This window comes from Corallococcus sp. NCSPR001 (assembly GCF_017309135.1).
Taxonomy (GTDB): Bacteria; Myxococcota; Myxococcia; order Myxococcales; family Myxococcaceae; genus Corallococcus.
In genome coordinates this window covers 32,032-55,860 of record NZ_JAFIMS010000001.1, presented here as the reverse complement: position 1 = coordinate 55,860, position 23,829 = coordinate 32,032, and the positions used below count along the sequence as shown (strand labels likewise).

Annotated in this window: 21 protein-coding genes and 1 pseudogene; 8 read left to right on the top strand and 14 right to left on the bottom strand. The window is 69.9% G+C overall.

Features of this window, described 5'->3' with window-relative positions:
- Nucleotides 1-97: 97 nt before the first annotated feature.
- On the bottom strand, nt 98-2,704 hold the full coding sequence (locus JYJ93_RS00255; RefSeq protein WP_206785696.1) for a M1 family aminopeptidase: 2,607 nt from the start codon (nt 2,702-2,704) through the stop codon (nt 98-100).
- Between the two features lie 143 nt (nt 2,705-2,847).
- Between JYJ93_RS00255 and JYJ93_RS00250 the strand changes: the two genes are divergently transcribed.
- Nucleotides 2,848-3,744: a J domain-containing protein gene (locus JYJ93_RS00250; RefSeq protein ID WP_206785694.1), complete on the top strand. Its 897-nt coding sequence runs from the start codon at nt 2,848-2,850 to the stop codon at nt 3,742-3,744.
- Here the strand turns inward: JYJ93_RS00250 and JYJ93_RS40475 are convergent.
- From JYJ93_RS40475 to JYJ93_RS00230, 5 genes and pseudogenes are all read right to left on the bottom strand, one after another.
- Entirely contained in the window at nt 3,741-3,884 is a 144-nt protein-coding gene (locus JYJ93_RS40475; protein ID WP_269013120.1) for a DUF488 family protein, read from the bottom strand. The two genes, JYJ93_RS00250 and JYJ93_RS40475, sit on opposite strands and share 4 nt — an antisense overlap.
- Before the next feature lie 104 nt (nt 3,885-3,988).
- A pseudogene (locus JYJ93_RS40470) lies at nt 3,989-4,132 on the bottom strand (DUF488 family protein); the annotation flags it as partial.
- Nucleotides 4,133-4,212: 80 nt separating this feature from the next.
- Nucleotides 4,213-5,184 (bottom strand): endonuclease/exonuclease/phosphatase family protein, encoded by a 972-nt coding sequence (locus JYJ93_RS00240; protein WP_206785692.1) that lies wholly within the window; start codon nt 5,182-5,184, stop codon nt 4,213-4,215.
- Between the two features lie 149 nt (nt 5,185-5,333).
- Complete coding sequence (locus JYJ93_RS00235) at nt 5,334-5,732, bottom strand: DUF3037 domain-containing protein (RefSeq protein WP_206785690.1); 399 nt, start codon at nt 5,730-5,732, stop codon at nt 5,334-5,336.
- A complete protein-coding gene (locus tag JYJ93_RS00230; RefSeq protein WP_128794549.1) occupies nt 5,710-6,492 on the bottom strand; it encodes a HipA family kinase in 783 nt (260 codons plus the stop codon). Before JYJ93_RS00230 ends, JYJ93_RS00235 begins: the two co-directional genes overlap by 23 nt.
- Nucleotides 6,493-6,643: 151 nt before the next feature.
- Between JYJ93_RS00230 and JYJ93_RS00225 the strand changes: the two genes are divergently transcribed.
- A complete protein-coding gene (locus JYJ93_RS00225; RefSeq protein ID WP_206785688.1) occupies nt 6,644-7,087 on the top strand; it encodes a MarR family transcriptional regulator in 444 nt (147 codons plus the stop codon).
- A gap of 44 nt (nt 7,088-7,131) precedes the next feature.
- Nucleotides 7,132-7,575: an organic hydroperoxide resistance protein gene (locus JYJ93_RS00220; RefSeq protein ID WP_206785686.1), complete on the top strand. Its 444-nt coding sequence runs from the start codon at nt 7,132-7,134 to the stop codon at nt 7,573-7,575.
- Nucleotides 7,576-7,601: 26 nt separating this feature from the next.
- On the opposite strand, the gene JYJ93_RS00215 is transcribed toward JYJ93_RS00220, so the two are convergent.
- Nucleotides 7,602-8,498: a bestrophin family protein gene (locus JYJ93_RS00215; RefSeq protein WP_206785684.1), complete on the bottom strand. Its 897-nt coding sequence runs from the start codon at nt 8,496-8,498 to the stop codon at nt 7,602-7,604.
- A gap of 172 nt (nt 8,499-8,670) precedes the next feature.
- On the opposite strand from JYJ93_RS00215, the gene JYJ93_RS00210 reads away from it, so the two are divergent.
- The gene (locus JYJ93_RS00210; protein WP_206785682.1) at nt 8,671-10,503 is read left to right on the top strand and encodes a patatin-like phospholipase family protein; all 1,833 of its coding nucleotides are present in this window, start codon (nt 8,671-8,673) and stop codon (nt 10,501-10,503) included.
- A 6-nt stretch (nt 10,504-10,509) separates the two neighbouring features.
- Here the strand turns inward: JYJ93_RS00210 and JYJ93_RS00205 are convergent, their stop codons facing one another.
- The 4 genes from JYJ93_RS00205 to JYJ93_RS00190 form a co-directional block, all read right to left on the bottom strand.
- Nucleotides 10,510-11,745 (bottom strand): DUF6068 family protein, encoded by a 1,236-nt coding sequence (locus JYJ93_RS00205; RefSeq protein WP_206785681.1) that lies wholly within the window; start codon nt 11,743-11,745, stop codon nt 10,510-10,512.
- Between the two features lie 62 nt (nt 11,746-11,807).
- Nucleotides 11,808-13,028: a DUF6068 family protein gene (locus JYJ93_RS00200; RefSeq protein WP_277989440.1), complete on the bottom strand. Its 1,221-nt coding sequence runs from the start codon at nt 13,026-13,028 to the stop codon at nt 11,808-11,810.
- Nucleotides 13,029-13,088: 60 nt separating this feature from the next.
- Nucleotides 13,089-13,805, bottom strand: coding sequence for a double-CXXCG motif protein (locus tag JYJ93_RS00195; RefSeq protein WP_206785679.1), 717 nt, complete (start codon nt 13,803-13,805; stop codon nt 13,089-13,091).
- A gap of 3 nt (nt 13,806-13,808) precedes the next feature.
- Nucleotides 13,809-14,510 carry a TIGR02269 family lipoprotein gene (locus JYJ93_RS00190; protein WP_206785678.1) on the bottom strand — a complete coding sequence of 234 codons (702 nt, stop codon included), beginning with the start codon at nt 14,508-14,510 and terminating at the stop codon, nt 13,809-13,811.
- A 124-nt stretch (nt 14,511-14,634) separates the two neighbouring features.
- Between JYJ93_RS00190 and JYJ93_RS00185 the strand changes: the two genes are divergently transcribed.
- On the top strand, nt 14,635-16,659 hold the full coding sequence (locus JYJ93_RS00185; protein ID WP_206785677.1) for a hypothetical protein: 2,025 nt from the start codon (nt 14,635-14,637) through the stop codon (nt 16,657-16,659).
- On the opposite strand, the gene JYJ93_RS00180 is transcribed toward JYJ93_RS00185, so the two are convergent.
- The gene (locus JYJ93_RS00180) at nt 16,660-18,360 is read right to left on the bottom strand and encodes an amidohydrolase (protein WP_242543576.1); all 1,701 of its coding nucleotides are present in this window, start codon (nt 18,358-18,360) and stop codon (nt 16,660-16,662) included.
- 183 nt (nt 18,361-18,543) lie between these two features.
- Here JYJ93_RS00180 and JYJ93_RS00175 point away from each other — a divergent pair, with 183 nt between their 5' ends.
- The 3 genes from JYJ93_RS00175 (at nt 18,544) to JYJ93_RS00165 (ending at nt 20,926) form a co-directional block, all read left to right on the top strand.
- Entirely contained in the window at nt 18,544-19,188 is a 645-nt protein-coding gene (locus tag JYJ93_RS00175) for an HAD-IA family hydrolase (protein WP_206785676.1), read from the top strand.
- 65 nt (nt 19,189-19,253) lie between these two features.
- Entirely contained in the window at nt 19,254-20,174 is a 921-nt protein-coding gene (locus JYJ93_RS00170; protein WP_206785675.1) for a DUF6310 domain-containing protein, read from the top strand.
- Entirely contained in the window at nt 20,171-20,926 is a 756-nt protein-coding gene (locus tag JYJ93_RS00165; protein ID WP_206786078.1) for a DUF5953 family protein, read from the top strand. The genes JYJ93_RS00170 and JYJ93_RS00165 overlap by 4 nt, the downstream gene beginning before the upstream one ends.
- A gap of 218 nt (nt 20,927-21,144) precedes the next feature.
- On the opposite strand, the gene JYJ93_RS00160 is transcribed toward JYJ93_RS00165, so the two are convergent.
- Together JYJ93_RS00160 and JYJ93_RS00155 are read right to left on the bottom strand one after the other, a co-directional pair.
- Nucleotides 21,145-22,938 (bottom strand): serine/threonine-protein kinase, encoded by a 1,794-nt coding sequence (locus JYJ93_RS00160; RefSeq protein ID WP_206785673.1) that lies wholly within the window; start codon nt 22,936-22,938, stop codon nt 21,145-21,147.
- A complete protein-coding gene (locus JYJ93_RS00155; RefSeq protein ID WP_206785671.1) occupies nt 22,935-23,810 on the bottom strand; it encodes a DUF2381 family protein in 876 nt (291 codons plus the stop codon). Before JYJ93_RS00155 ends, JYJ93_RS00160 begins: the two co-directional genes overlap by 4 nt.
- Nucleotides 23,811-23,829 lie beyond the last annotated feature (19 nt).

Here is a 23,829-nt window from a genome sequence, read left to right as displayed (position 1 = left end):
TCCTCGCCGGATGCGGCGGCCTGGCACCAACGCTCGGGCGGCGTGGAGCCATGCTTCGCCGCGTGAATGCGCACAGGCCTCCGCCAGATGCAGCGGCTTAGCGCCGACGCTTGGGCTGCGTGCGGCCTCTCTTCGCCGCTTGCTTGCGCACGGGCTTCCGCTTGGGGGCGGCGGGCTGCGCGTTCAGCGTGAGCGTCTCCAGCTTCTCGCGCAGGGTGCGCGTCTCCTGCTTGAGCGCGTCCAGTTCCTCGCGCAGCGACGCGACCTCACGGGCCTGGGGTGCGCCCTCGCGCAGGGCGCGCACGGCCTCGCGGGCATAGCGGCGGGTGCGTGGGTCGCTGAAGGTCGTGCCCTCCAGCGCGGGCAACAGGCGACGGTCGCCCAGCGTGGAGGCCGCGTCGCAGACCGCTAGCTGCACGCGGAACTGCGGGTCGCGCAAGAGCTGCGCGAACAGGTCCACCGCTTCGCGCTTGCGGTTCGCCACCTCCGCCAGCTTCGCCACCGTGCTCACGGCCGTGCGGCGCAGGAACGCGGGCTGGCCGTACGCCGTTCGTGCCACGGCCATCGGAAACGCGGCGGGGTCCTGCGTCTCCGCGAGCCCGTCCATCGCGCCCGCGCCGATGACGTCCTGGAACGACGGCCTCGCGGTGGCGGCCTCCAGCAGGGGCAGCGCATCCGGCGCGCGTACGCGGCCCAGGGCCCGGGCCGCCTCCGCCTCCACGAAGTAGCTGGCGTCTCCAGCCTCCAACAGCGCACGCAGGCTCCCGGCCGCCTCCACGTCGTGGCGGAACTCACCCAGCGCGGCGACGACGGCGCGGCGCACGCGCGGGTGCTCGGTGGCGACCGCATCCAGGAGCAGCGCGCGCGCCTCCGGCGTGCGGATGCGGCCCAGCGCCTTCGCGCACGCGGCGCGGGTCGCCCAGAACAGCTTCGCGTCCTTCAGCGCGCGGCCCAGCGCCTCCACCGACCGCAGGCCCCCGTCCTTGCCCAGCGCGTGCGCGGCCTCCGTGCGCGCGCGGGCCTCCGGGGCGTTCGCCAGCTCCTCGCGCCACAGCCCCACGGCCTTGTCCACGTCCAGCGTGCCCAGCACGTCGCGGCGAGGATCCACGCGCACCTGCGTGGGCGCGGCGGGGCAGGGCAGGTGGAAGCGGTGCTCCGCGTCCGTGAGCTCCAGCCGGTGGCGCGTGTCCTCGCCGTTCACCGTGACAGCCACCTCCAGCGGCAGCCGGAAGACAGGCGTGCCCGAATCCGTGCGCTGCGTCTGGCGCACGGTGATGCGCAGGCGCGCGTCGTCCGCCTCGTAGCGGACCTCCACCTTCAGCTCCGGGTGGCCGGGGGAGAAGACGTACTGGTCGAAGACCGGATCCAGGTTGTGGCCGGTGGCTTCTTCAAAGGCGCGCGCCAGGTCCACCGTCTCCACCACGCCGTGGCGGTGGGACGCGACGTAGTGGCGCAGGGCGCGCACGAAGAGGTCCTCCCCCACGCGGCGGCGCAGTTCGTGGAGCACCAGCCCGCCCTTCTCGTAGAGGTGGCGGTCGAACAGGTCCATGGGCGCCTGGAACTTCCGGGCGACGATGGGGCGCGCATAGCGCTCGCGCGTCTCGGAGAGGTAGGCCTCCAGGTCGAGCGCCCGGTGATGGTCGGCCTCGTCCCGGTTGTCGCCGCGCTCCTTCCAGAGCACCTCGAAGTAGGTGGCGAAGCCCTCGTTGAGCCAGCCGTGGGGCCAGTCGCGGCAGGTGAGCAGGTCGCCGAACCACTGGTGCGCCAGCTCGTGGGAGATGAGCGGCTCGGCGTTGTAGTCCAGGTGCGCCCGCGCATCGTGCAGCACGGTGTCCACCAGCGTGGTGGCCGTCGTGTGCTCCATGCCGCCCAGGATGAACTCCGTGACGAACACCTGCGCGTAGCCGCTCCACGGGTAGGGCTCACCGGTGATGGACTCGTACGCGGCGATCATCTGGGGCGTGCGCGCCACGCACCGGAGCGCGTCCTCGCGGCGGCCCTTGGGGAACAGGTAGCGCAGCGGTGTGGTGCCGGCGGTGTCGGTGGCCTCGTCGAACTCTCCCACCACCAGCGTGACGAGGTAGGGCGCGTGCGGCTGCGCCATGCGGTGGTGCTGGGTGCGCCGCTCGCCGGTGGTGACGTCGCTGACGAGCACGCCATTGGACAGCGACGTCATGTTCGCCGGGAAGGTGGCGATGACCTCCGACGTGGCCTTCTGCGCGGGCGTGTCCAGGCAGGGGAACCAGCAGCGCGCGTCGATGTCCTGCCCTTGAGTCCACGCCTGGAGCGGACGGTCGGGGTAGCCCGCGTCGGGGCCCCAGAAGTAGAGGCCGCGGCGGGGGCGGGCGCGGTAGGTGAGCGCGATGTCGCACGCCTGTCCGGCTTCGAGCGCGCGAGGCAGCTCCACGCGCACGTGCGCGCCGGAGTTGGAGAAGGCGACGGAGCGGCCGTCGACGCGGGCCTCGGTGACGTCCAGGTCCACGGCGTCGAAGGTGACGGTGGACACGGTGCGGACGGCGGACACGCGGGTGGTGCAGGTGCCGGCCAGGGCGCGCTGGGCGAAGTCCAGGTCCAGCTCGATGCGCACGTGCTCGGCGCGCACGGGGCGGGGCGCGGCGTAGTGCTCGGTGGCGCCGGGGAGGCTGAACGGATGCGGGTCGGAGGACCCGGCGGCGGCAGGGGCGTGGCGGTGGCAGCAGCGCATGGGGAAGGGGACTCTTCCGCAAGCCCGCCCCGGGGTCGAGCCGCTTCGAACCGGGTCTTGTCGGAATTCCTGGGTCCAGACCCAGGAGGTTGGGAGGGGAACGAATGGGGGCCGGAGCGCGAAGGCCCTAAGATGGGAGGACCGTGCAGGCCGTTCTCTACTTCTCCGACAAGCAGGTCCGCGAGAAGCTCTTCTCGTTCGTGGACGCGGCGCAGGGGCTGCTGCTGGTGGCGGGGGTGCGTCACGGCGCGGCCGTGACGCGTCCACCGCAGGCGCGCGAGCCCTTCGCGGCGCTGGAGGACCTGTTCGGACACGTGCTGTCGCAGGTCATCGTGGCGGACGAGGGCACCACGGAAGGCATGTGGAGGGATCCGCTGGGGGACCTGGGCGACCGGCTCTACCCGGACGACAAGAAGCGCGCCTACGCGGCGGCCACGGGCTACGTGCTGCTGGAGGGCGGCAAGCCGCGCGCGGTGGTGCGCAAGCACGCCAGCCCCGCGGAAGACCTGTGGTTCCTCCAGGAGGCGCTGAGCCGCCTGTCGCACGGCATCCCCGCGCCCGACCCGGAGAAACGCCCCGGCCACCGCCGCCCGGAGCCCGCGCCCCGAGCGCCGCCGCGCTACGGGCCCGTGAGCGACAGCGGAGCGCCGGAAGAACCCGCCGACCCCTGGCGCCGCTCCAGCGCCCGCGACGGAGGCCGGCAGGGAGCCTCCAGGACCCGCGACGACACGTCCTCGCGGGGAGGCACTGGAGGACGCCAGGGTTCCGGCAGGGCCCGCGCGTGGCAGGCCGACGAAGCCACGCCCCCGCGTGGCAGCCGCGCCGTCGCGGCCGAGCCCGAGACGAAGGACCCGTGGACGGTGCTGGGCATCGAGCGGGGCACTCCCAAGGACGAGGCTCGCAAGGCGTTCCGCGCGCTCATCGCGCAGTACCACCCGGACAAGGTGGCCCACCTGGCGCCGGAGTTCCACGCGCTCGCGGAGCGCAAGACGCGCGAAATCCTGGACGCGTGGGAGGCGCTGGAGCGCGACGCGGATTAGTGCACCGTGCGGCGCGGCTTCGTTCGCGCGGGGCGCTTCAGCCGGGCCTCCAGGTAGTCCTTCAACACCACGGCGTTGTTGTGCTCGGTGTCGCGGGCACCGAAGAGCAGGGTGACGCGGCCCTGGCGCGCGGCCTCCAGCAGCGGCTCCCATGCGTCGTGGTGCGCGTCCAGCTCGCGGGTGACCGGCGCCGGAACTCATCCCAGCGCGCCACGTCGTGGGCGAACCACCGCCGCAGCTCCGTGCTGGGCCCCACCTCGCGAGGCCAGCCGTCCAGATGGAGGTCCGCCTTCTTGAGCCCCCGAGGCCACAGCCGGTCCACCAGGAAACGGGTCCCCGCCCGAGGGTCCGGGCCGTGCTCGTCATAGACACGCTGGAGTCGAATCATCGTCGCGATCCCCCACAAGGCACGCTGCCCACGCGACGCGCGCGCGGGGAGCGCCCGGCGAGAACGCGGCGGCCCGCTGCTCAGGTCACCAGCGCGGGCGCCGGTGCGGCCAGCCGGAAGCGCGCGATGAGCGGCACGTGGTCGGACAGGCCGTGGAAGCGGCTGGTCAAATCTCCGAAGGGCCGCGTCTCCTCCGTGTCCACCCAGCTCACGCCGCCACCGGAGAACAGGTGGTCCAGGTGCATGCGCATGTGCATGAAGCCCGCGGTGGGGAAGGCGCGGGACAGGGCCGGGTTGATCTGCCCCACCGCCGCCTGCGCGCACGTCAGGTGCGCATCCCCCGTGAGGTAGCGGAACACCGGCGACGACGGCGGCGAGTTGAAGTCCCCGCACACCACGAACGGCTCCTCCTTCGCGTGCAGCCCGATGAAGCCCGCGAGCTTCTTCGCCTCGTGGAGCTGGTTGACGCCGCAGCCCATCTTGTCGCGCGTGGCCCAGAACTCGCGGGCGAACGGCGTGGGCAGGCTCAGGTGCGTGTTGAAGACGTGGAACGCGCGCTGGTCCGCGCGGCGGATGACGCGCATGTGCGCGCAGATGCGGCTCTGCTTGCGCTCCTTCAGGCCCTGCACGTGGTGGTGCGTGATGTGCTCCGGGGCCTGCACGTTGTGCTTGTCCACCTGGAGCGTGCGCGTGTTGACGAGCATCGCCAGCCCCGTCGTGTACAGCGACAGCTCCCCCACCTTGTAGTGGTGCGCGCGGAAGTAGAACGCCTCGTAGGGCATGTCCCTCCCCTGGAGGGCGAACGTCTCCTCCACGCGCTCCATGAAGGCTTCCAGCTGCGTCTCACCCGGGCGCGTGGGCCGGTGCACGATGTTGCTGCGCAGCGAGGAGGTCTCCACCTCCTGGAGACAGACGATGTCCGGCAGCGGGTCCAGGGTGGCCAATGCGGCGGCCACCCGGCGCTTGGGGCCCACGGTGCTCGCGAGCCCCCTCAGCATGTGGCCGAAGTAGCGGACGTTGTACGTGACGATGCGCAGCGCTGACGGCTCCATGGTCCGGTCGCTACCTCCCCATGCCTCGCGGTGAAAGTGGGAAGCCCTGGGACGAACGTCCAGGCCTCCCCGCCCTCTTCACCATGGGATGCGCCCGCGCCATCCGCGATGTGCTGGCAGGCGGACAAAGTGCCCGCCCGCCCGCCTGCTCACTGGGCGGGCTTTACCCGCACCATCGTGTCCAGCAGGTGCTCCAGCGCGCGGTCCGGGTCGTCACACAGGCCCGCGTGCACCGGGCCCGTCTGGAGCATCGTGCTCCGCGGGGCCACCAGCCAGTGCCAGCGCTCCTTCTGCGGCAGCCGCCCAATGGGGCCCGCATCCTTCCCGCCCACGCACACGCGGCGGAAGCTCTCCAGGTGGCCCGCGAGCAGCTCCACGTCCGCGTCCGGCGACAGCGCCTTCAGCCGCGCCACGTCCAATTCCACGCGCGCGCCCAGGTAGCGGTGCTGCACGCAGAAGAGAACGACGCCCACGTTGATGAACTCCTCGCGCTCCACGCGCGGCACCAGCCGGATGATGGCGTAATCAAACGAGCTGGGCGTGGGCACGCGTCGCCTCCTCGATGAACGCCGGCGCCGCTTCCAGCCTGCGCATCAGCCACGTCACGTACGCCGCGCGGTGCTCCGCCGTGGACGCGAACGCGGGCTCCTGGCCCAGCCACGCCTCCGGAATGGACCCCACGATGCGCTCCACCACCTCCCGCGTCACCCGCGCCTGGAGCAGGTCCCCGGCCTCCGCCAGCCCGTGCGCCCAGGGCAGCAGCACGTGGTCCTTGATGGGCGCGAAGCGCGTCTGGCTGCGCTCCTCCCAGCCGTCCCACGAGTGGTGGAAGTACATCGCCGCCCCGTGGTCGATGAGCCAGAGGTTGCGGTGCCACACCAGCAGGTTGGGGTTCTTCGGCGTGCGGTCCACGTTCGTCACGAACGCGTCGAACGCCACGATGGCGGACGCCACCTGCGCCTCCGGCACCGGCACCGCCAGCGGGTCGAACGTCACCGAGCGCGGCAGGTAGTCCAGCGCCAGGTTCAACCCCGCGCTCGACTTGAGCAGCTCGCGGATTTCACTGTCCGGCTCGTTGCGCCCCAACGACACGTCCAGCTCCACGAACACCAGCTCCGGAACGCGCAGGCCCAAGACCCGCGCCAGCTCCCCCGCCAGCAACTCCGCGATGAGCGCCTTGGCCCCCTGGCCCGCCCCACGGAACTTCACGACATAGAGCCCCGCGTCGTTCGCCTCCACGATGGCGGGCAGCGAGCCCCCCTCGCGCAAGGGCGTCACGTAGCGCGTGGCGGTGACCGTCCTGAGCATCCCTCGTCCTCGACAGTTCCCGGGCACTCCGGGGGTGGCGGCTGTACCACGGCCCTGCCCGACGGGGGAAACACCCTGCACCTGACCGTGCTTCCCCTCGCGCATCGCTGATTCAGTTGCGCGCAATTTAATTGTGCACTACATATTCCCCATGTCGACGGATGACTTCCTCCGGCTGGACCTGCAGCTGTGCTTCCCGCTCTACGCGGCGTCGCGCGCGATGGTGCAGGCCTACACGCCGCTCCTGGCGAAGCTGGGGCTCACCTATCCGCAGTACCTGGTGATGCTGGTGCTCTGGGAGACGGACGGGGTGTCGGTGAAGGAGCTGGGGGAGAAGCTGTACCTGGACTCGGGGACGCTCACGCCGCTGCTCAAGCGGTTGGAGACGCTGGGCTTCGTGCGCCGCGAGCGCTCCACGGAGGACGCGCGGTCGGTGACGGTGTCGCTCACCGCGCAGGGAAAGGGGCTGCGCCGCAAGGCCGCGTCCATCCCGGAGGCCATTGTCTGCCGCACCGGTTTGACGCTGGAGGAGCTGTCGCGGCTGCGCCGGGACATCCAGCGGCTGTTCGAAAAGGTTTCCTCACGCAGCGCTTGAGACACACGCGGTTTCCAACCCCGACGTCACGAAGGAGCAACACCATGGCCCCGGTCCAGATCTCCCCGCTCTACTCCACCACCGCCATCACCCACGGCGGCCGCAACGGCAAGCTCCTGCTGGACAACAGCCCGCTGAACAACCTGGAGCTGGCCATGCCGAAGCAGCTGGGCGGCTCCGGCAAGGAGACGGCCACCAACCCCGAGCAGCTCTTCGCCGCGGGCTTCTCCTCCTGCTTCGAGAGCGCGCTGCGCCTGGTCGCGGGCAAGGCCGGCAAGAAGCTGGATGAGAAGGCGGGCGTGAAGGCCACCGTCACCATCGGCAAGACGCCCGAGGGCGGCTTCGGCCTGGCGGTGGAGCTCACGGGCATCCTCCCGGGCATCCCCCGCGAGGAGGCGCAGCAGCTCATGGAGGCGGCCCACCAGGTGTGCCCGTACTCCAACGCCACGCGCGGCAACATCGAGGTGAAGGTCTCCGTCGCGGAGTAGTCCTTCACCCGGCCCCTGTCGCGAGCTCAGGCGGCGGAGTCGTCGCGGGCGCTCGCGGCGGGGGCTGGCAGCAGCGCCAGCAGGTTGTTCTGGATGTTCTGGCAGATGGTGTCGAGCGGCAGGTCGTTGTCGTCCGTGCCGAAGGGGTCTTCGATCTCGACGCCAATCTCCTCGATGCCAAAGAAGACATACGCGACGACGAACGTGGCCACGACTGTCACCCAGCCAAAGGTGTCCACCAGCGCGAAGGGCAGGGTGAAGCAGTAGAGGATGAGCGCGCGGCGCAGGTGCACCATGTACGCGAAGGGCATGGGCGTGCGGTGGATGCGCTCACAACCTCCCAGGTAGTCGATGAGCAGTTGGACGTTCTGGTCCAGCTGCATCTGCACGTACTCGGGATAGAGCCCCTGGCGGCGGCCCTCGTCCAGCACGGCCGTCATCCGGCGGGCCACGCCGAGGGGCACGTGCTGGGCCTTGAGCACGTCTGTCACCTCCCCGGAGGGCAGGGTCTCCGTGTGGGGCCCCACGTGCCGCTGCTGGCCGCGCAGCCACGCGGCGGTGGCGAAGGGGAACGCGGCCGTCCAGCGGATGAGCGCGGTGTAGAGCGCCGTCCTGCCCAGGAAGGGCTCCGAGGCGCGCACCAGGTTGCGCGTCTCGTTGACGATGCCGCCCCACAGCTTGCGGCCCTCCCAGAAGCGGTCATAGGAGGCGTTGGTGCGGAACACGAGCAGGAGGCTCAGCGAGATGCCGGCCAGCGTGTGCACCGTGGGGGGAACGCCCACGTTGCGCACGTGCTGGTGGAAGCCCACCACGGCCGCGGCCCAGACAACGCACATCAAGACTCGGCCGACGATCTCCTTCACCATCGAACCGCGCAGGTAGTGGAAGTAGCTCCACCAGCGATGCGGGTCATACTCAATCATGCAGGGGATACCCTCCGGGACGGGAGGCGCATGCTAACCGCACCGCGACGCGTCGCGAGCAGTGCTTTGCGGGATTGCGGATGACGGACGTTTCGGGTGATGGCCGGGCGTCGGGGGCTTCAGCTAAGGAGGAAGACGGTCCGTTTCATCCCTCGTCATGGAGGCGTTCCCCATGCGTCGTCACCTCACGCCCCTGCTGATGTTCCTCGCCGCCACGGCGAGCGGTTGCAGCTTCCTGCGCACGGACGTCCTCCTGGACACGCTCAACGCCCCGGACTCGCCGGAGCCGAAGGACATGCCGGTCCGCGTGCCGGCGGTGGAGCGCGTGGCGGGGCTGACGCGCGCGCAGTTGACGGACTCCTATCTGGACCCCGCGCGAGCGGGCGCGTGGATGGAGGCGCTGGGCGCGTCTCCAGAGGCCGTGCTGGACATGTCGGCGTGCCTGGTCCAGCACGCGGGCAACGACACGGCGTCCTGCTATGAGAACGATGGGCGCACGGGCTACGTCGACCGGACGGTGAAGGCGCCCGTGTGGGGCGTGGCGATGCCGGCGCAATCCCTCTCCACGGCGACGCCGGCCGAGGAGGAGGTGGACGCGGAGCGCTTCCTCGCGAACGCGATGGGGATTGGACCGTCGCTCGCGGCGTTGCAGCAGTCGCTGGAGGTGCCGCTGACGCGCGAGGTACTCGCGCAGGGCATCCAGCGGGGCGCGGCGTCCGCGGCGGCGTACGTGCGGGCGCGCTCGTGGCGCCGCGACCTTCAGCGGCCCAGCAACGCGGTGGTGCTGAGCGGCGGCGGAGCCAACGGCGCGTTCAGCGCGGGGGCCATGTGGCGGCTGTTGGGCATCCTGGAGCAGTGCCGGGGCAAGCCCGCGCCGGAGGGGTGCGGCGACGCGCGGATCGACCTGGCGGCGGGGACGAGCACGGGCGCGCTCATCAGCACGCTGGTGGACCTGTTCCACACGCCGGGCCAGGAGGCGAACGCGCGGCGGCTCCTCCTGGGCAACTACACGTGCACGGTGGAGTCGGACCTGTACTGCGTGAACTCCACGTGGCTGTGGAACCTGGCGGAGGAGACGCGGGGGCTGGTGAAGTTCGACGGCGTCTACGCGAAGCTGGATCAGTTCATCCAGCCAGAGATGTTGCACAACGGCACGGAGCTGGTGTCGGTGTCGGTGGACTTCCAGACGGGCGACGTGTTCAGCGTGAGCGACCAGGACCCGGCGGACTTCAGGCCGGGCGCGTCGGACAAGATTCGCAAGGGCGGGATGGTGCACGCCATCGTGGCGTCCATCGCGGAGCCGGTGCTGTCGAACCCGGCGGGCAGGCTGCCGTCGGCGCAGGGTGACCGCACGGGGACGTACTACGACGGCGGCGTGCGCTCCGGGCTCCCGCTGCTCCAGGCGGTCCAGCGTGGCGCGGAGCGCGTGCTGGTGATTTCGACGGGAGGGATGAACCCGTCCCCGGCCATGGATCCCAAGAACGCGATGAGCGTGCTGATGCGCACCATCGACCTGTTCGTGGCGCAGCCGCGCGTGGCCGAAGTGCAGCAGGCGGAGTTGCTCGCGGTGACGCGCCGGCTGGGCGAGTACAACGTCTGCACGCTGCGCGGCGCGACGGAGGACTTCTGCCGCCGCAAGGGCGGAGGCTTCCAGCCCCAGCTGGCGGGGCCGGGGGCGGGGCAGTCGGTGTGGATGGGCTCGGCGCGCTTCGACCAGGTGGCGAGCAGCTGGCGCAGCACGTGGATGTTCAAGCCGGAGACGGGGCTGGCGACGGCGAGCGGCTACTCGTTCACGCCGGAGGTGATGCAGCCGCTCTTCGTGGCGGGCGTGGAGTCCATGCAGAAGCGCTGCAAGGAGGTGCTGTCCCTGTTCGGCATCCAGGGCACGCTGGCGGCGAAGGAGTGCGCGCGCCAGCTGGTGGAGGTCGCGGACGAGGCGCGCGCGGCGCTCCCGTCCGTGGCGCAGTGCCGCGCGGACAAGCCGGAGCGCCGCTCGTGTGAGTGAGGCGCGCTACCTGCCGCCGTCGATGACCCACTTGCCCCAGCCGGCGAGCGCGGTGCCGTCCTCGGGCACGCGCTTGCCCTTCGGCGGGACGCGGTAGACGGCGTCGGCGAGCGGGATGAAGCGGGCCTCGTCCGCGAGCCCGTTCATCGCGGCGCCCCAGGGGTCGGCGGCGTAGGTGGTGACCAGCACGCGGCGCTCGGCGCCCTCGCCCGCGGGCGCTTCCAGGACGAAGGCGGGGATGGGGTGCTGGGCGACGGTGAAGGTCTCCCGGCGCGGCGGCGCGGTGCCGGCGGCGACGGGGGGCCACTGCTGCGGTTGGCTGACGGCTTCGCTGACGGCGGCGAGCAGGGCCTCTTCCAGGGGCTGTGTTTCGGCGTCGCGGAAGTCGGCGCAGGGGGCGTCGCCGGTGGGGCCGGTCAGCTCCTTGCGAAGGACGAAGCCGCGCTCGGCGCCCAGGCAGACGCGGCGCACGGAGGACGTGCCGGAGAGGTCCTGGCGCACGTCGTACCAGGTGCCCGGGCCCCAGGGCCGGTCGAGCGCGGGCACGGTGCCCTCGGCGTCGGAGCCCTGGCGGAAGGACACGAGCGTGAGCTGCTGGCTGCCGCTGGCGCCGAAGCCGGAGAGCGTGGTGCTGGCGTCGAGCAGGCCGTGGGTGAGGTACAGCGGGCCGGGCTCATTGGCGTAGAGGCGGTTCTGGAGGGGGCCGTCGCTGGGGCGGCGGTCGTCCAGGAAGCGGCGGGCGTCCCAGGCGCGACCGGCGGCGGTGGTCTGTTCGGCGGAGCGCTGGCCGCGGTGTTCTTCCTTCCAGGGCTGCGTCTCCTCCATGCGCATGGGCAGCACGCGGGACTGGGAGAGGCGAGGGTGGGCCAGCGGTTTGCCCTGATCATCCGTGAAGGTGACGGTGAGCCACGCCCAGGGGGCCTGGACGGCGACGACCTCCAGCACGACATGGCCCGCCACGCCCACGCCGGTGTCCGCGCCCGGGCGGCCCCGGTGGGCGGAGAAGGCGTACTCCACGCGGTCGCCCACGCGGGCGCGCTGCCACGGTGAGGGCGAGGTGTCCGTGGTGGGAACGCCAGCGTCCAGCACGGAGGCCTCGGCCGGGGCGGAGGCGTCGGGCTGTTCGGTGGCGGTGGTGCCGTCGGAGGGGGAGACGGCACGGGGCTTCATGCTCTCGCAGCCGGTGCTCAAGAGGAGGGCGGAGCACAGCAGGAGGGGAGCGCGGAAGAGGGGGCGTCGCATGGGGCCGCTAGATACACGGAGCGCCGCGCGGATCCGCGTGGGCGCTGTCCGCATGCGCGGGTTCAACGTGCGCTGGTCGACAGCTCGGGAACCCCCTCCAGCCAGGTGCCCCAGCGCAGGAGCCGGCTGTCCGAGTAGAACTTGCGCGGCGCTCCTTCTGACTGCTGGTAGAGCCCTTCCGAGAGCCGGTCGAAGCGCGCCTCCATGGGCAGCCCCCGGAGCACGGGACTCCACAGGTCCGTGGGATAGCTCTTGGAGCGCATCCAGTCGGAACCCTCGCCTCGGTTGGCGGGGGCTTCTTCGAAGAAGGCCACCACGGACTCCTGGCCCAGTTGGACCCGCACCTTCCTGGGGAGCGGGGCTCCGTAGTCACGAGGCGGCCAGGTGGGAATGTAGACGGAGTCGTTGACGAGGTTGATCAACGCATTCTCCAGCGAAACAACCTCCGCGCCCTGGAAGTCATCGCATCGGACGTCGTCCCGAGGTTTCTCCCAGACCTTGCGCAGCAGATAGCCCTGTTCCGCGCCCAGGCAGACACGCTTCACACGGACGCTGCTGGTGCTGGAGCCCTCCAGCAACTCGTACCAGGTGCCCGGTCCCCAGGGGTTGCCCATGACGGGAGGGGTTCCCTGGACCGTGCCCGAGCCTCGCTGGAACGACACGAGCGCGAGCGAATGGCCGGCGGACATGCTGAACCCGAACGCGTTGAAGTGCACCTCGATCAACCCGTTGGTGAGATAGAGCGGCCCGGGCGTCTTGGCGTAGAGCCGGTGCTGCGTGGGGCCATCCCCTGGAGAGTCGTCGCGGGCAATCCTTTGGGCGATCCAGTGCTGACCGGCGGCGAAGGCCCACTGGCGGGTGGTGCTCGTGCTGCCATCCTCGATGGGGTCGGGGGGATTCGTAGGGGCCTGGCCCATGCGCATGGGCAGTACGAAGCCGTGGCTCAGGAACGGATGCGGATGGGGTTGGCGGTCATTCCGGGTCACCCGGATGAAGAGCCAGACCCAGGGGGAGCGGACCGCGATGACCTCCACGAAGAGCTGACCCGCCGAAGCGCTGGTCCCCCGTCGCGAACCGATCCGGTCCGCGTAGAAGGCATATTCCACGCGGTCCCCCACGCGCGCGTCCTGCCACGACGTGGGCATTTGGTCCGAGCTGCTCCCTGGAGGAACCTCCGTCACGGTGCTGAAGCCCCGCGGCCTGGATGTCCCGCAGCCCATGAGCAAGATGAGCGCCCCCATGGCCCACGCGGTGAATCCCTGGCGAAAAGACTGTCGTTGCATCTGGCGGAGACCCCCGTCTGCCATTGAGCCACGGACTGGCTTTCGGCGCCAGGGGACTTGCTACTCCACGGAGATCTCCCGGTAGACCACGTCACTGGGGCCCATCCGGTTCACGGTGTCGACGAAGCGCTCGGAGACGACGATGCGGGTCGTGTCTTCCACACCGAAAAGGTCGAGGCCCGTGGGAATGGACGCACCGAGCAGCCAGCGCTCCGGTGGGAGCGAGAAGCCATTGCGCCCGCAGTACTCGCAGGTGGGCACCCGGTCCCGGTCCTGGATGCACGCGGGGTGCAGCTTCACCAGGGAGCGCGCTTCCAGTTCGTACTGCGGCAGTTCCTTCGTGCGGCGGTTTCGCAGCTCCGCCCGGACCGGGATGATGCCTTTCAGCCCTGCCTCTTGAATTGACGCTAGCGTGTCCTCCCTTACGAGCACTTCCCAAGAAGGCCTCGCGGTGACAGGACCAAACCGGCCCATTGACGTGCCCACCAGGGGACCGAAACTACAGCCCGGCTCGATAGGAAGCTCCTGTGGCACGTATGGACGTACCAGGGCCGCACGCCGTGCGTACTCCTCCAAAGGCTGGGGCCATCCGTTCGTCAGCGAGTCGTTCTCTGTCAGGTTGGACAGGTCCACCGACGGATAGGCCAACATTCCGCTCCAGGGCGTGCAGCGGGGACAATCGATTCCCGGCAGGCACCACTTGCGCGTGGCCCGGTAGGTCCCGCTCCAGTGGACGTTGTCCAGATCGCGCGGCGTGGACAGCTCGAAGTAGCGCACCCGTCAGTCCTCCACCGGAACGGGCGAGAGGTCCACCAACTGCCAATAGGTCATGGTCAAGCCAAAGAGACCGTACTTCTGAATCATCAGGGTCGCGTAGTCGAAATGCATCTCCTGGTTCCCCGTCCGTCCCTGGCCATCGATGAAGGCTTGCCAATCCTGGTTCCAGGGACCTCCATTCGCTCCACGATGAATGCGTTTATGCAGGTCCGCATCGATGGCGATGACGTACTGATGGATGTCGATGCCCTTGGTGACGAAGTGGTTCTTGAACGCCTGCGGGAAGATGTGGTGCCGCTCCTTCGGGCGCTTCGCCCAATCCTCCATCGCCTTCTGCCGCTTCACCTCGCTGGGCAGCTTCTCGCGCGGATACCACCGGAACACCATGACGGGTGTCGCATCGCCCGGTAGCCCCTGGGCACTGCCCCACGTCCGCTGGGGCCCGCTCCCCGGTGCCACGAACACCGGCGGCACGAGCGCGCTCCGCGTGCGCACCACGCGGCCTGGTTCCAGGTCCTCGCACCGGAACAGCGCGCAGGTCCCATCCACGCACCAGGGCGCGAGGCATTGGTCCTCGTCCCCATCCGCGCATTCACTTCCAGTCCCCGCCTCCGCCCACAAGGCCTCCGGCGAGAACGCCGGAGCGGATGACGTCGACGCACAGCTCCAGAGCAGCCCTACGAGCAGCCAGCACAGTCCGCGCATGCCTCTCCCGGAAATGACGCTCCGTGCAGCATGCCAGCGTCGCCACCCCCACCCGGAGTGGAACCCTGTCCCCTGGCGCTGCTAGACCATGGGCCGCAGTCACACCGCACCTGGAGCCCCGCGCATGCCTTCGCCCCTGTCCATCCGCCGCGTCGTCCTCTACAAGCACGGCGTCGGCTACTTCGAGCGCCGGGGGAAGGTGACCGGCAGCGAGACCGCGCACCTGGACTTCAAGGCGCGCGACATGAACGACGTGCTCAAGTCCATGACCGTGCTGGACCTGAACGGCGGCTCCGTGTCCGCCGTGAGCTACGACTCCACCAAGCCCCTGGAGCAGCTCCTCTCCGAAGCCACCATCCGCATCCCCGAACACGGCAGCCTCACCGCGCTGCTCGGCCAGGTGAAGGGCGCCCGCGTCCGCGCCCGCGTCGGCGGCGCGCAGGTGGAAGGCGCCATCGTCGGCCTGGAGTCGCTGCCCGTCGTCCAGGGGGAAGCCAGCGTCGTGCGCCCCTTCCTCACGCTGCTCGTCGGCGCGTCGCTGCGCACCTTCGACGTGCTGGAATTGGGTGAGCTGGAGTTCCTCGATGAGGCCGTGCGCAAGGACCTGGAGTTCTACCTGGCCACCGTCATGTCCTCGTACAAGAAGGACTCCAAGCGGATGTCCATCCTCACCGCCGGAGAGGGCTCGCGCGAACTGTTCGTCAGCTACGTGCTGGAGTCCCCCGTGTGGAAGACCAGCTACCGCATCCTCCTGGACGAAGGGCAACCGCCGCTGCTCCAGGGCTGGGCCATGGTGGACAACACCGGTGACGAGGACTGGGTGGACGTGGAGCTGTCCCTCATCGCCGGCCTGCCGGTGTCCTTCGTCCACGACCTCTACAACCCCCGCTACCTGCGCCGCCCCGTCGTGGAGGTCCGCTCGGAGACCGGCGTCGCGCCCGTCATCCCGGAAGAGGCCTACGAGAGCGCCCCCGCCGAGCCCATGATGGAGTCCGCGGACGACGAGTCCTTCGGCTCCTCCGCGGACATGGCGTCCCCCATCATGCCCTCCATGGCCGCGCCCGCGGCGGCGCCCCGCATGATGCGGAGCAAAGGCGGCCCCATGATTGGCGGCGGACGCGGCGGCCTGCGCGAGACGCTGGAGCAGAGCACCGCCGTGACGACGCTGACCAAGGAGGTGGGCGACCTCTTCGAGTACGGCGTGGACCGCCCCGTCACCGTGCACCGCAACCAGAGCGCGCTCGTGCCCATCCTGCACCGCCCGTTCGAGGGCCGCCGCGTGCTGCTCTACAACCGCGCCACGCGTGAGAAGAACCCGATGGCCTGCATCGAGTTCAAGAACACCACCGGCCTCACGCTGGAGGGCGGCCCCGTCACCATCACCGAGGACGAGACCTACGTGGGCGAGGCGATGCTCGACACGCTCAAGCCCGACGACACGCGCTTCGTCCCCTATGCTGTCGAGCTGTCCTGCGCCGTGTCCGTGGAGGAGGATCAGGAGGACGGCCCGGTGTTCCGCGCGCGGCTCAACCGGGGCACCCTGGTGGTGGAGTTCTTCCACCTGCGCCGCACGAAGATCCTCGCGCGCAACAAGGCGAAGCGCCCCCAGGTGCTCTTCGTGGAGCACCCGCGCACCGGCTGGGAGTTGAAGGACACGGTCGCCCCCGCGGAGACCACGGACGGCTTCTGGCGCTTCAAGCGCGAGCTGGCCCCGAGCACCTCCGACACGCTCGTCATCACCGAGCGCACCAAGGGCCACCGCCAGTACTACCTGGGCAACCTGGGGCTGGAGGAGGTGACGTTCTTCCTCGACTCGCGCTACATCGACCCGCGCGTCGCCCAGGCCCTGCGCGACGTGGTGGCCATGCGCGAGAAGCAGTCGAAGGTCGGCCAGGACCTCCAGCGCCTCAACGAGGAGCGCACCCAGCTCTTCAAGGACCAGGAGCGGATCCGCTCCAACATCGACTCGCTCAAGAGCGGCGCGTCCCAGCGTGAGCTGGTGGAGCGCTTCGTCACCAAGCTCAACGCGCAGGAGGACCGGCTGGAGATCATCGGCCGGGAGCTGGAGCGACTCGAGCAGGAGCGCACCCGCCTGCAGGCGGAGGTGAACCAGCGCATCGAGTCGCTCTCCTACGAGGCAGACCTGTAGCTACTTCGAGTCCGCGCGGAACACCTCGCGGCCCGCCACCACCGTCAGCCGGACCTGCCCGGTGAGCAGGTCCGCCGGGGGCGCGTCCACGGGGTCCACCGACAGCGCCACGAAGTCCGCGTCCATGCCCGGCTTCAGCCGGCCGCGCTGCGCCTCCGCGAAGGACGCGTACGCCGCGCCCGCCGTGAAGCCCTCCAGCGCCTCTTCACCACTCAGGCGCTGGTCGGGGTGCCACCCGCCCGGCGGCTGTCCGCTGGCGTCCTGCCGCGTGCGCGCCGCGTACAGCCCCGCGAGCACGTCCGGCCGCTCCACCGGGAAGTCGCTGCCCAGCGCCAGCACGGCGCCCGCGGCCTTCAGCTTCTGCCACGCGTAGGCGTTCTGGATGCGCTCCGCGCCCACGCGCTTCTCCGCCCAGGGCATGTCGCTGGTGGCGTGCGTGGGCTGCACGCTCGCAATGAAGCCGTTCGCGCCCAGCCGCTGGATGTCCTCGGCCGTCATGATCTGCGCGTGCTCCACGCGAGGGCGCGCGTCCTTCGCCCCCGTGGCCGACAGCTCCCGCGACAGCGTGTCCAGCAGCAGCGTGTTGGCGCGGTCGCCAATCGCGTGCGTCGCCACCTGGAAGCCCCTGCCCACGAAGGCGTGCACGCGCGAGGCGTACTCCTCCGGGGACAGCAGCAGCAGGCCCCGGTGGCCGGGCTCGTCGCTGTAGGCCGCGCCCAGCGCCGCGCCCCGGCTGCCCAGCGCGCCATCCAGGGTGAGCTTCACCGCGCGCATCGTCAGGAGCTTCCCCTGGAACGGACCGTCCTTCAGGTACTGCACGCGGTCATCCGTCTGTCCGTCCGCCATGGCGTAGACGCGCAGGGGCAGGGTGCCCGCCTTGTCCCAGGCCTGGAACAGCCGGAACGTGCGCAGGTCCATGCCCGCGTCGTGCACGCCGGTGAGGCCCACGCGCGCGCAGTGCTCCAGCGCGGCCTTCATGCGCGCCTCGTGCTGCTCCTGCGTGGGCGGGGGCAGCGCCTTCAGCGCCAGGTCCATGGCGTTGTCGATGAGCACGCCGCTGGGGTCGCCCCCCGGCAACCGCTGGATGCTGCCGCCCTCCGGGTCCTTCGTGTCGCGGGTGATGTTCGCGCGCTTGAGCGCCGCGCCGTTGAGCCACAGCGCGTGCCCGTCGATGCGCCACAGCGCCACGGGCGTGTCCTTCAGGTGCTCGCCCATGTCCGCGACGGTGGGGAAGCGCGGCGTGTCCCAGTCGTTCTGGTCCCACCCCTGACCGACCAGCCAGTCGCCCTGGTAGGCCGTGGCCGGGGCCTTCTCCAGCCGCTGGCGCACCTCCGCCAGCGACGTGGTGCTCTCCAGCCGCACGCCCGCGAGCGCCTGGCCCAGCCCCGCCAGGTGGCCGTGCGCATCCGTGAGGCCGGGGACCACCGTCGCGTCGCCCAGTTCCACCACGCGCGCGGTGGCTCCCGCGGCGGCGAGCACCTCCTCGCGCGTGCCCACGGCCAGCACCTTGCCGTCCCGCACGGCGAGCGCCTGGGCCTCTGGCTTCGCGGCATCCAGCGTGCGGATGCGTTGGGCCACGTACACCGTGGGCGCGTTCGCGACCACCTGCTCCGCGGGCGTTCCCTCCGGCACGCGCCGCGAGCAACCCGTGCCCGCACACAGGACCAGCGCCCCCAGCATCCAACCGAGACGTCCTCGCATCATCCGCGCACCCGCCATGACCGTTTGCCCGGGCAGGAAGGTCCCGGGACATCGCGCGCGGCACTCTGACGCACGCCCCGCGCGACGGCCAGTCTGGGATGCCTGCACGCCAGGCGTGGACCGGGCCGCGCCGCGACGCACAATCCGTGCACGCGCCGCGTGAAAGGGCGTATGGAACAGCGCGTGAGCACTGTGACCCCTCGCGGCATCTGTTTCGACCTGGACGGCACGCTGGTGGATTCGCTGCCGGACATCATCGACAGCTTCCTCCACGGCTTCACGCACCACGGCCTGCCCGCGCCCTCCGTCGCGGAGGTGAGAGCGCTCATTGGTCAGCCGCTGGAGGCCATGTACACGCGCTTCGCGCCCGAGCACGCCACCACGCTCTGCGTGGCCTACCGCGAGCACTACCCGCTCAACTTCCACCGGCGCTCCCGGCCCTTCCCCGGCGTGGAGCGCGTCCTGCGCACGCTGCGCGAACGGGGCTACCTGCTCGCCGTCGCCACCACCAAGCGCGGCGACATGGCGCGGCGCTTCGTGGACGCGATGGGGCTGGGCGGCCTGCTGCACCACGTGCAGGGCACGGACGGCTTCCCGCACAAGCCCGCGCCGGACGTCATCCACCACGCCCTGAAGGCGCTGGACACCGGCGGCCTGTGGATGGTGGGCGACACCACGCTGGACCTGCGCGCGGGCCAGGCCGCGGGCCTCAAGACGTACGCCGTCACCTGGGGCACGCACGCCCAGGAGGAGCTGGCCACCGCCTCGCCGGACGAGCTCCAGCCGGACCTGGAGCGGCTGCTGCACCACCTGCCGCCGCTCGTCTGACAGCGTGGCTGGAGTCAGGCGACCCTTGGCCCCCCAGCATCCCGCTTGATTGAAAGGACGTGACCATGAGGCGCCTCCACGCCTGTATCGCACTGGTGCTCTTTCTCTCGGCGTGTGCCACTCCTGCGCCGAGCCGGAATGAGCTGACGGTCCAGAACCCGAAGCTTGCCAACCTCCAGCGAGCAGCGAAGCTGCCGTGGACGGATGGGGGACGGTGCGTCGTCCGCGAGGCCGCACAGCCTTGGCCCGCGTTGGTGGAGAAGTGCTATCGGACCCTCGACCGTGACCGAGTGGAGTTCCACGACACCACGGGAAGGTGCTCGGTCGCCTCAGCGGATGCCGCGACCGTGGGACTTGGGTTCTGCGTGCTGGCGGCCCCTGAGATTGCCGTGGGCGCCGTGATCGCGCTTGGCGTGGTGGTGGTCGGTGTCGCCATCAAGGAAGCGATTGATGCCTATGAGTTCCGCCATGCCTCCCCTGAGGAAGCAGGAGCCTCACGAGGAACGAAGGTGGCCTCCCGGGAAACCGAAGCGCAACGCAAGCCCAGGCTGAAGCCCGAGCCAGGGGGGCAGGACTGGCAGCCCCCGGTGCCGCCCGTGCCCGTGGGCCGGACGGGACGCGCCAGCTGTGAACCTGTTCCGGTGCCCCATGCGGGCGAGGACGACCCACATAATGAATGTGCCGACAAGTTCCCACCCAACCGTTACCCCGGGATGGACGTGCTCGTTGGCGGAGTGCGCTTCGATGCGCTGCAAGTTGGCGTGCGCAAGCTGTGGGAGATCAAGACCCATCGATTCGACACGTACCCTGGCTTCATCCGGCGGCGGGAGATTGAGAGGGAGTTGGAGCAAATACAAAAGGAGCGAGCTGCTGCTGCGGCATGTGGATATGACTTCGTCATTGGGGTGAGCACCCAGGAGCACAAGGACGCGCTTATCGAAGTGGACTTCTCTCTGGATGTCGTCGTCACGGGGTGCGAACGATGACCAGGCGTAAAGCCCTCTCCCTCATTGTTTATGCGCCTCCGCTTGTCAGCAGGGATGGCCGCACGCTCGCCGTCGTCCATGGGATGGAGAAGGCGCTTCCCGGCCTGCGACTGGAGTGGGAAGTCGGCAAGGGAGTGCGACCCACCGTATTGTCGCAGCGCGACGCATGGCTCGCGGAAAGGACGCAGGACGGGAGATTCCCTCTGCTGTGCAACGGGGACGCGCGTTACCCCGTGACGGTGAACGGGAGGGGAAGACCTGGACTCCTCAGCCCAGGCGGTCAGTCCCTGTCTGAAGTGCATGCGGAACTGCCACTGGATGAGGCCGTGCTCGCGGCAGCGGCGGCTTTGCTTGAGGGCATGTCTGAGGGGGCGTGCTCGTTCTGGGGACATGCGTCGCCGTATGGCTACGGTTCGGAAGTCGCGCCGCAGTTTCGCCGATCGCCTCATGGGCCCGAGTTGGCACCCCGTGGGCTTCCCATGATCAGCCTGCCAGAAAAGCTCACCGCGCCTGAGATCCCCTGGTTCCTCGGGTGGCTGAACTATTGGTCTGCCGCTGCCGCGCGGGCCATCGGGTTCCCGGAACCGACCCGTGACGCCGAACTGCTTTCACGGGCTCGGCGCACGGCATCGGGCGGCTGGATCGTGCAGCTCACCGATGCGCCGCTCGACCTGGACAACCCCGCCCACCTGGACACGCTCAAGCGGACCTACGAGCGGTTCCCCGAGATTGGCGGACGTGCAGCGCCTTGACCCGATTCAGGACATGGCGGAGCGTTCCTCTGCGTATGACGTGCCGGCCCATCCGCCCGCTGAACGCCCACGAGGAACTGGCCGCCGCCACGCCGGACGAGCTCCAGCCGGACCTGGAGCGGCTGCTGCACCACCTTCCGCCGCTCGTCTGACAGCGTGGCTCAGTGGGGCTGAACTGGAGGGGGGAACACCTCCCCGCCGCGTCCTCTCGACCCCCCTCAGGGCCAGCGGAACACAACGTGCCCCACTCCCCGATTGCGCGCCTTCACCTTGCCATCCTTGAACTCAGCGACTGCCCCCTCAACGACGAAGCAAATTGGATAATCGGCCTGCCCCGGCAGTCTCACGCGGTCATACCGCACGACGAGCGCGGGCCCATCCGCACGCCCCATCTTGTCGGAGAGATAGTACGCCTTGCCGTAGAAGCGTGTTCCAGCAGGGGCGACCGCCTCCTGCCGGTCATCTCCGACGCCTGTCGGGGCCACTCCCACCACTTCCGAGCCAGCGGTGAACCACACATTCGCATCCCCCTTCTGGCGGTCGTCGAGTTGGATGAGGAAGGTCTGGTTCCACTGCCAATGGAGCTGCTTCTCCATTGCTTCTTTCGCCCCGTCCGGGCAGCTGAAGGACTCGGGCCGGATTTGAGCTCCCGGACAACCCGCCGCCAGCGCCGCGACGAGCGACAACGACGCGCACTCCATGGCGGCGATGGCCTTCTTCGGCATGCGGGGGGGGTGTCCTTGGGTTGGGACTTCGGGGGCGCGGGTCTTCAAGGCGGATCCTTCCTTCGGAGCAACGGCGATTGACGGCCCCGGGGCGGTCACGCGTGAGGGGCTGGGGATGGACATAGCAGGAGGGATTGTCTCGGACGGTGCGGAGTGGAGAGTGACGGGAGGGCGCGGGCCCGCGGCGACGTGAGGCCCGGCAGAACCCCCGGCGAAATTCCAGACGAGCGCGGCGAGGACAATCGCGACGATGCCGGCGAGGAGCGCACGCCATTGGCCCTGGCCTGGGTTGCGCTCAGCCCGGGCGACGTGCCGCTTGAGCGATGGGAGAGGGGTGGGCCTCGCCGGCGTCTCCGGGCGCGGCCCGCCATGGCGCTGCTCCGATGGCGGATGGACTGGCACGTCGTAGTCGGAGGAAGGGGCGGCTCGGAGCTCGGCCAGTTCACGGCGCAGCGCCTCGGTGTCGACCGGACGCTTCCTGGGGTCTCGGGCCAGGATGCTCTCAACGAGGTCGCTCAGTTCCTCGGGGACTCGCGCATTCGCCAGGCGGGGCGACGGTGGAGGCATGGCCGCATTGTTCAAGTCGAAGCGCGGACGGAACTCCGTGGGTCGCGGGTCCGTCAGCAGCTCATGGAGCATGACGCCGACCGCGAAGATTTCGTCGGCGACCTGGAAGGCGTAGCGGGCCCGCCGCTCGTCCTTGTGTTCGCGCAGGAACTTGAACTGCTCGGGCGCGCGGTAGCGGTCTGTGCCCGGAGGGAGGCCCCCGTCCGTCAGGTCTTCCGCGAGGGTGTAGGTCGCGCAGCTGAAATCGATGAGGACAGGCTCGCCGTCGTTCTGGCGGATGAGCACGTTGGACAGCTTCAGGTCCCGATGCAGGATGCCCCGGCCGTGCATGTATGCCAGCGCACCGGTGAGCTTCTCGAAGACGCCGAGGACTTCGCGGACCGTCGGGTGCTTGCGTTCGGCCCACTCCGCGAGCGTCCAGCCCTCCACGTAGTCGAGCGCGAGGTACAGGTTGCCGCTCTCCGCGACGCCATGCCCTTGCGGCCGGACGATGTTCGGATGGTCCAGCATGAGCAGCGCCGTCAACTCCCGCAGCGTCCGCGCATGGGTCTGCTTGAGGTCGCCGCTGGACTCCCGGTGCTGGGCCACCTTGATGGCGCGTTGCCTGCCGTTCTTTTCGCCCAGGAAGACGAACGCGAAGCCTCCGTCTCCGAGTTCCTTGGCCACCTGCCATCCATCAATGAACGAACCCGGAGGCAGCTTGATCATTGCCGCGTTCATCGGGCATCCCCTGCGGCGGGCCGCGGAAAGCGCACGCCCGGAATCGTGAGTCGACGTCCCTCCTCCCCGAGCACCTCCAGGGTGAAGACAAGGTTTGCGTCCGTGGCTGTCACTTCCACGGCCGCCAGGAAGTGCCTGGCCTCCCCAGGCGGAATCGGTCCCGGCTTCATTGCGACGAGCCGCGCTCGCAGGGGCGTACCGCTCATCCCTACGAATGTCGCCTCTCGGGGTGTCCATGCGGGCTGCTCAAGGCTGTTCGAGATCGTCACGTCCGCCAGAATCCATGTCGTGCCTCGAAAGGCCACGAGCGATTCAAAGGAAAGACCCTGCATCGCCTCCAGCGAGCCCTTTCTTCTGGACGTTGAGATGCCCTTGTCGTCCAGGTAGCCGAGCCGCACGAAGTCTTCCGGCTTCGGCGCCGGGGCTTGCGCGGTGGGTTGGCAGGGTTCGTTCGGTGGCGCCGGACGCTGAACGTCGATCCGCGAGTCCACTTCGGCAGGGTCGGTGACGAGCCTGAAGGCGGCCCGGGCGGGTGCTCGGCCATCTTCGAAGAAGACGCCGAGTTCCTGACGCTCGCCATCGCCAAGGTTGGCCACGGGCTGGATGATGACGGAGCGCTCGCCGGTATCCAGGACGCGGATCCGTGACTCGTCGAAGGTCAGGGTCTTCTTCTGGATCGGCGAGGGAAAGAACAGCAGTGTCATGGTGTCCCGCGCAACGCGGACGACGGGCAGCGGCTCCGCGGGCGTGCTGGCGAGGGGCACGGAGCGCTGACGCTCAACGCGCGTCCTCTCGGTCGGCTGGGCCTGCGCGGATGTTCCCCACGCGAGCGTAAGCGCCAGGGGAAGAGCCAATCTCAAGGGTTGGAGCAATGGTGCGTGACCTCCCGGA

Coding starts and splice junctions, on each gene's coding strand:
- JYJ93_RS00255 (WP_206785696.1), bottom strand. CDS start 2,704: ATGCGCTGCTGCCACCGCCACGCCCCTGCCGCCGCCGGGTCCTCCGAC.
- JYJ93_RS00240 (WP_206785692.1), bottom strand. CDS start 5,184: ATGGAGCCGTCAGCGCTGCGCATCGTCACGTACAACGTCCGCTACTTC.
- JYJ93_RS00230 (WP_128794549.1), bottom strand. CDS start 6,492: ATGCTCAGGACGGTCACCGCCACGCGCTACGTGACGCCCTTGCGCGAG.
- JYJ93_RS00225 (WP_206785688.1), top strand. CDS start 6,644: ATGTCGACGGATGACTTCCTCCGGCTGGACCTGCAGCTGTGCTTCCCG.
- JYJ93_RS00220 (WP_206785686.1), top strand. CDS start 7,132: ATGGCCCCGGTCCAGATCTCCCCGCTCTACTCCACCACCGCCATCACC.
- JYJ93_RS00215 (WP_206785684.1), bottom strand. CDS start 8,498: ATGATTGAGTATGACCCGCATCGCTGGTGGAGCTACTTCCACTACCTG.
- JYJ93_RS00210 (WP_206785682.1), top strand. CDS start 8,671: ATGCGTCGTCACCTCACGCCCCTGCTGATGTTCCTCGCCGCCACGGCG.
- JYJ93_RS00205 (WP_206785681.1), bottom strand. CDS start 11,745: ATGCGACGCCCCCTCTTCCGCGCTCCCCTCCTGCTGTGCTCCGCCCTC.
- JYJ93_RS00200 (WP_277989440.1), bottom strand. CDS start 13,028: ATGCAACGACAGTCTTTTCGCCAGGGATTCACCGCGTGGGCCATGGGG.
- JYJ93_RS00190 (WP_206785678.1), bottom strand. CDS start 14,510: ATGCGCGGACTGTGCTGGCTGCTCGTAGGGCTGCTCTGGAGCTGTGCG.
- JYJ93_RS00185 (WP_206785677.1), top strand. CDS start 14,635: ATGCCTTCGCCCCTGTCCATCCGCCGCGTCGTCCTCTACAAGCACGGC.
- JYJ93_RS00180 (WP_242543576.1), bottom strand. CDS start 18,360: ATGCGAGGACGTCTCGGTTGGATGCTGGGGGCGCTGGTCCTGTGTGCG.
- JYJ93_RS00170 (WP_206785675.1), top strand. CDS start 19,254: ATGAGGCGCCTCCACGCCTGTATCGCACTGGTGCTCTTTCTCTCGGCG.
- JYJ93_RS00165 (WP_206786078.1), top strand. CDS start 20,171: ATGACCAGGCGTAAAGCCCTCTCCCTCATTGTTTATGCGCCTCCGCTT.
- JYJ93_RS00160 (WP_206785673.1), bottom strand. CDS start 22,938: ATGAACGCGGCAATGATCAAGCTGCCTCCGGGTTCGTTCATTGATGGA.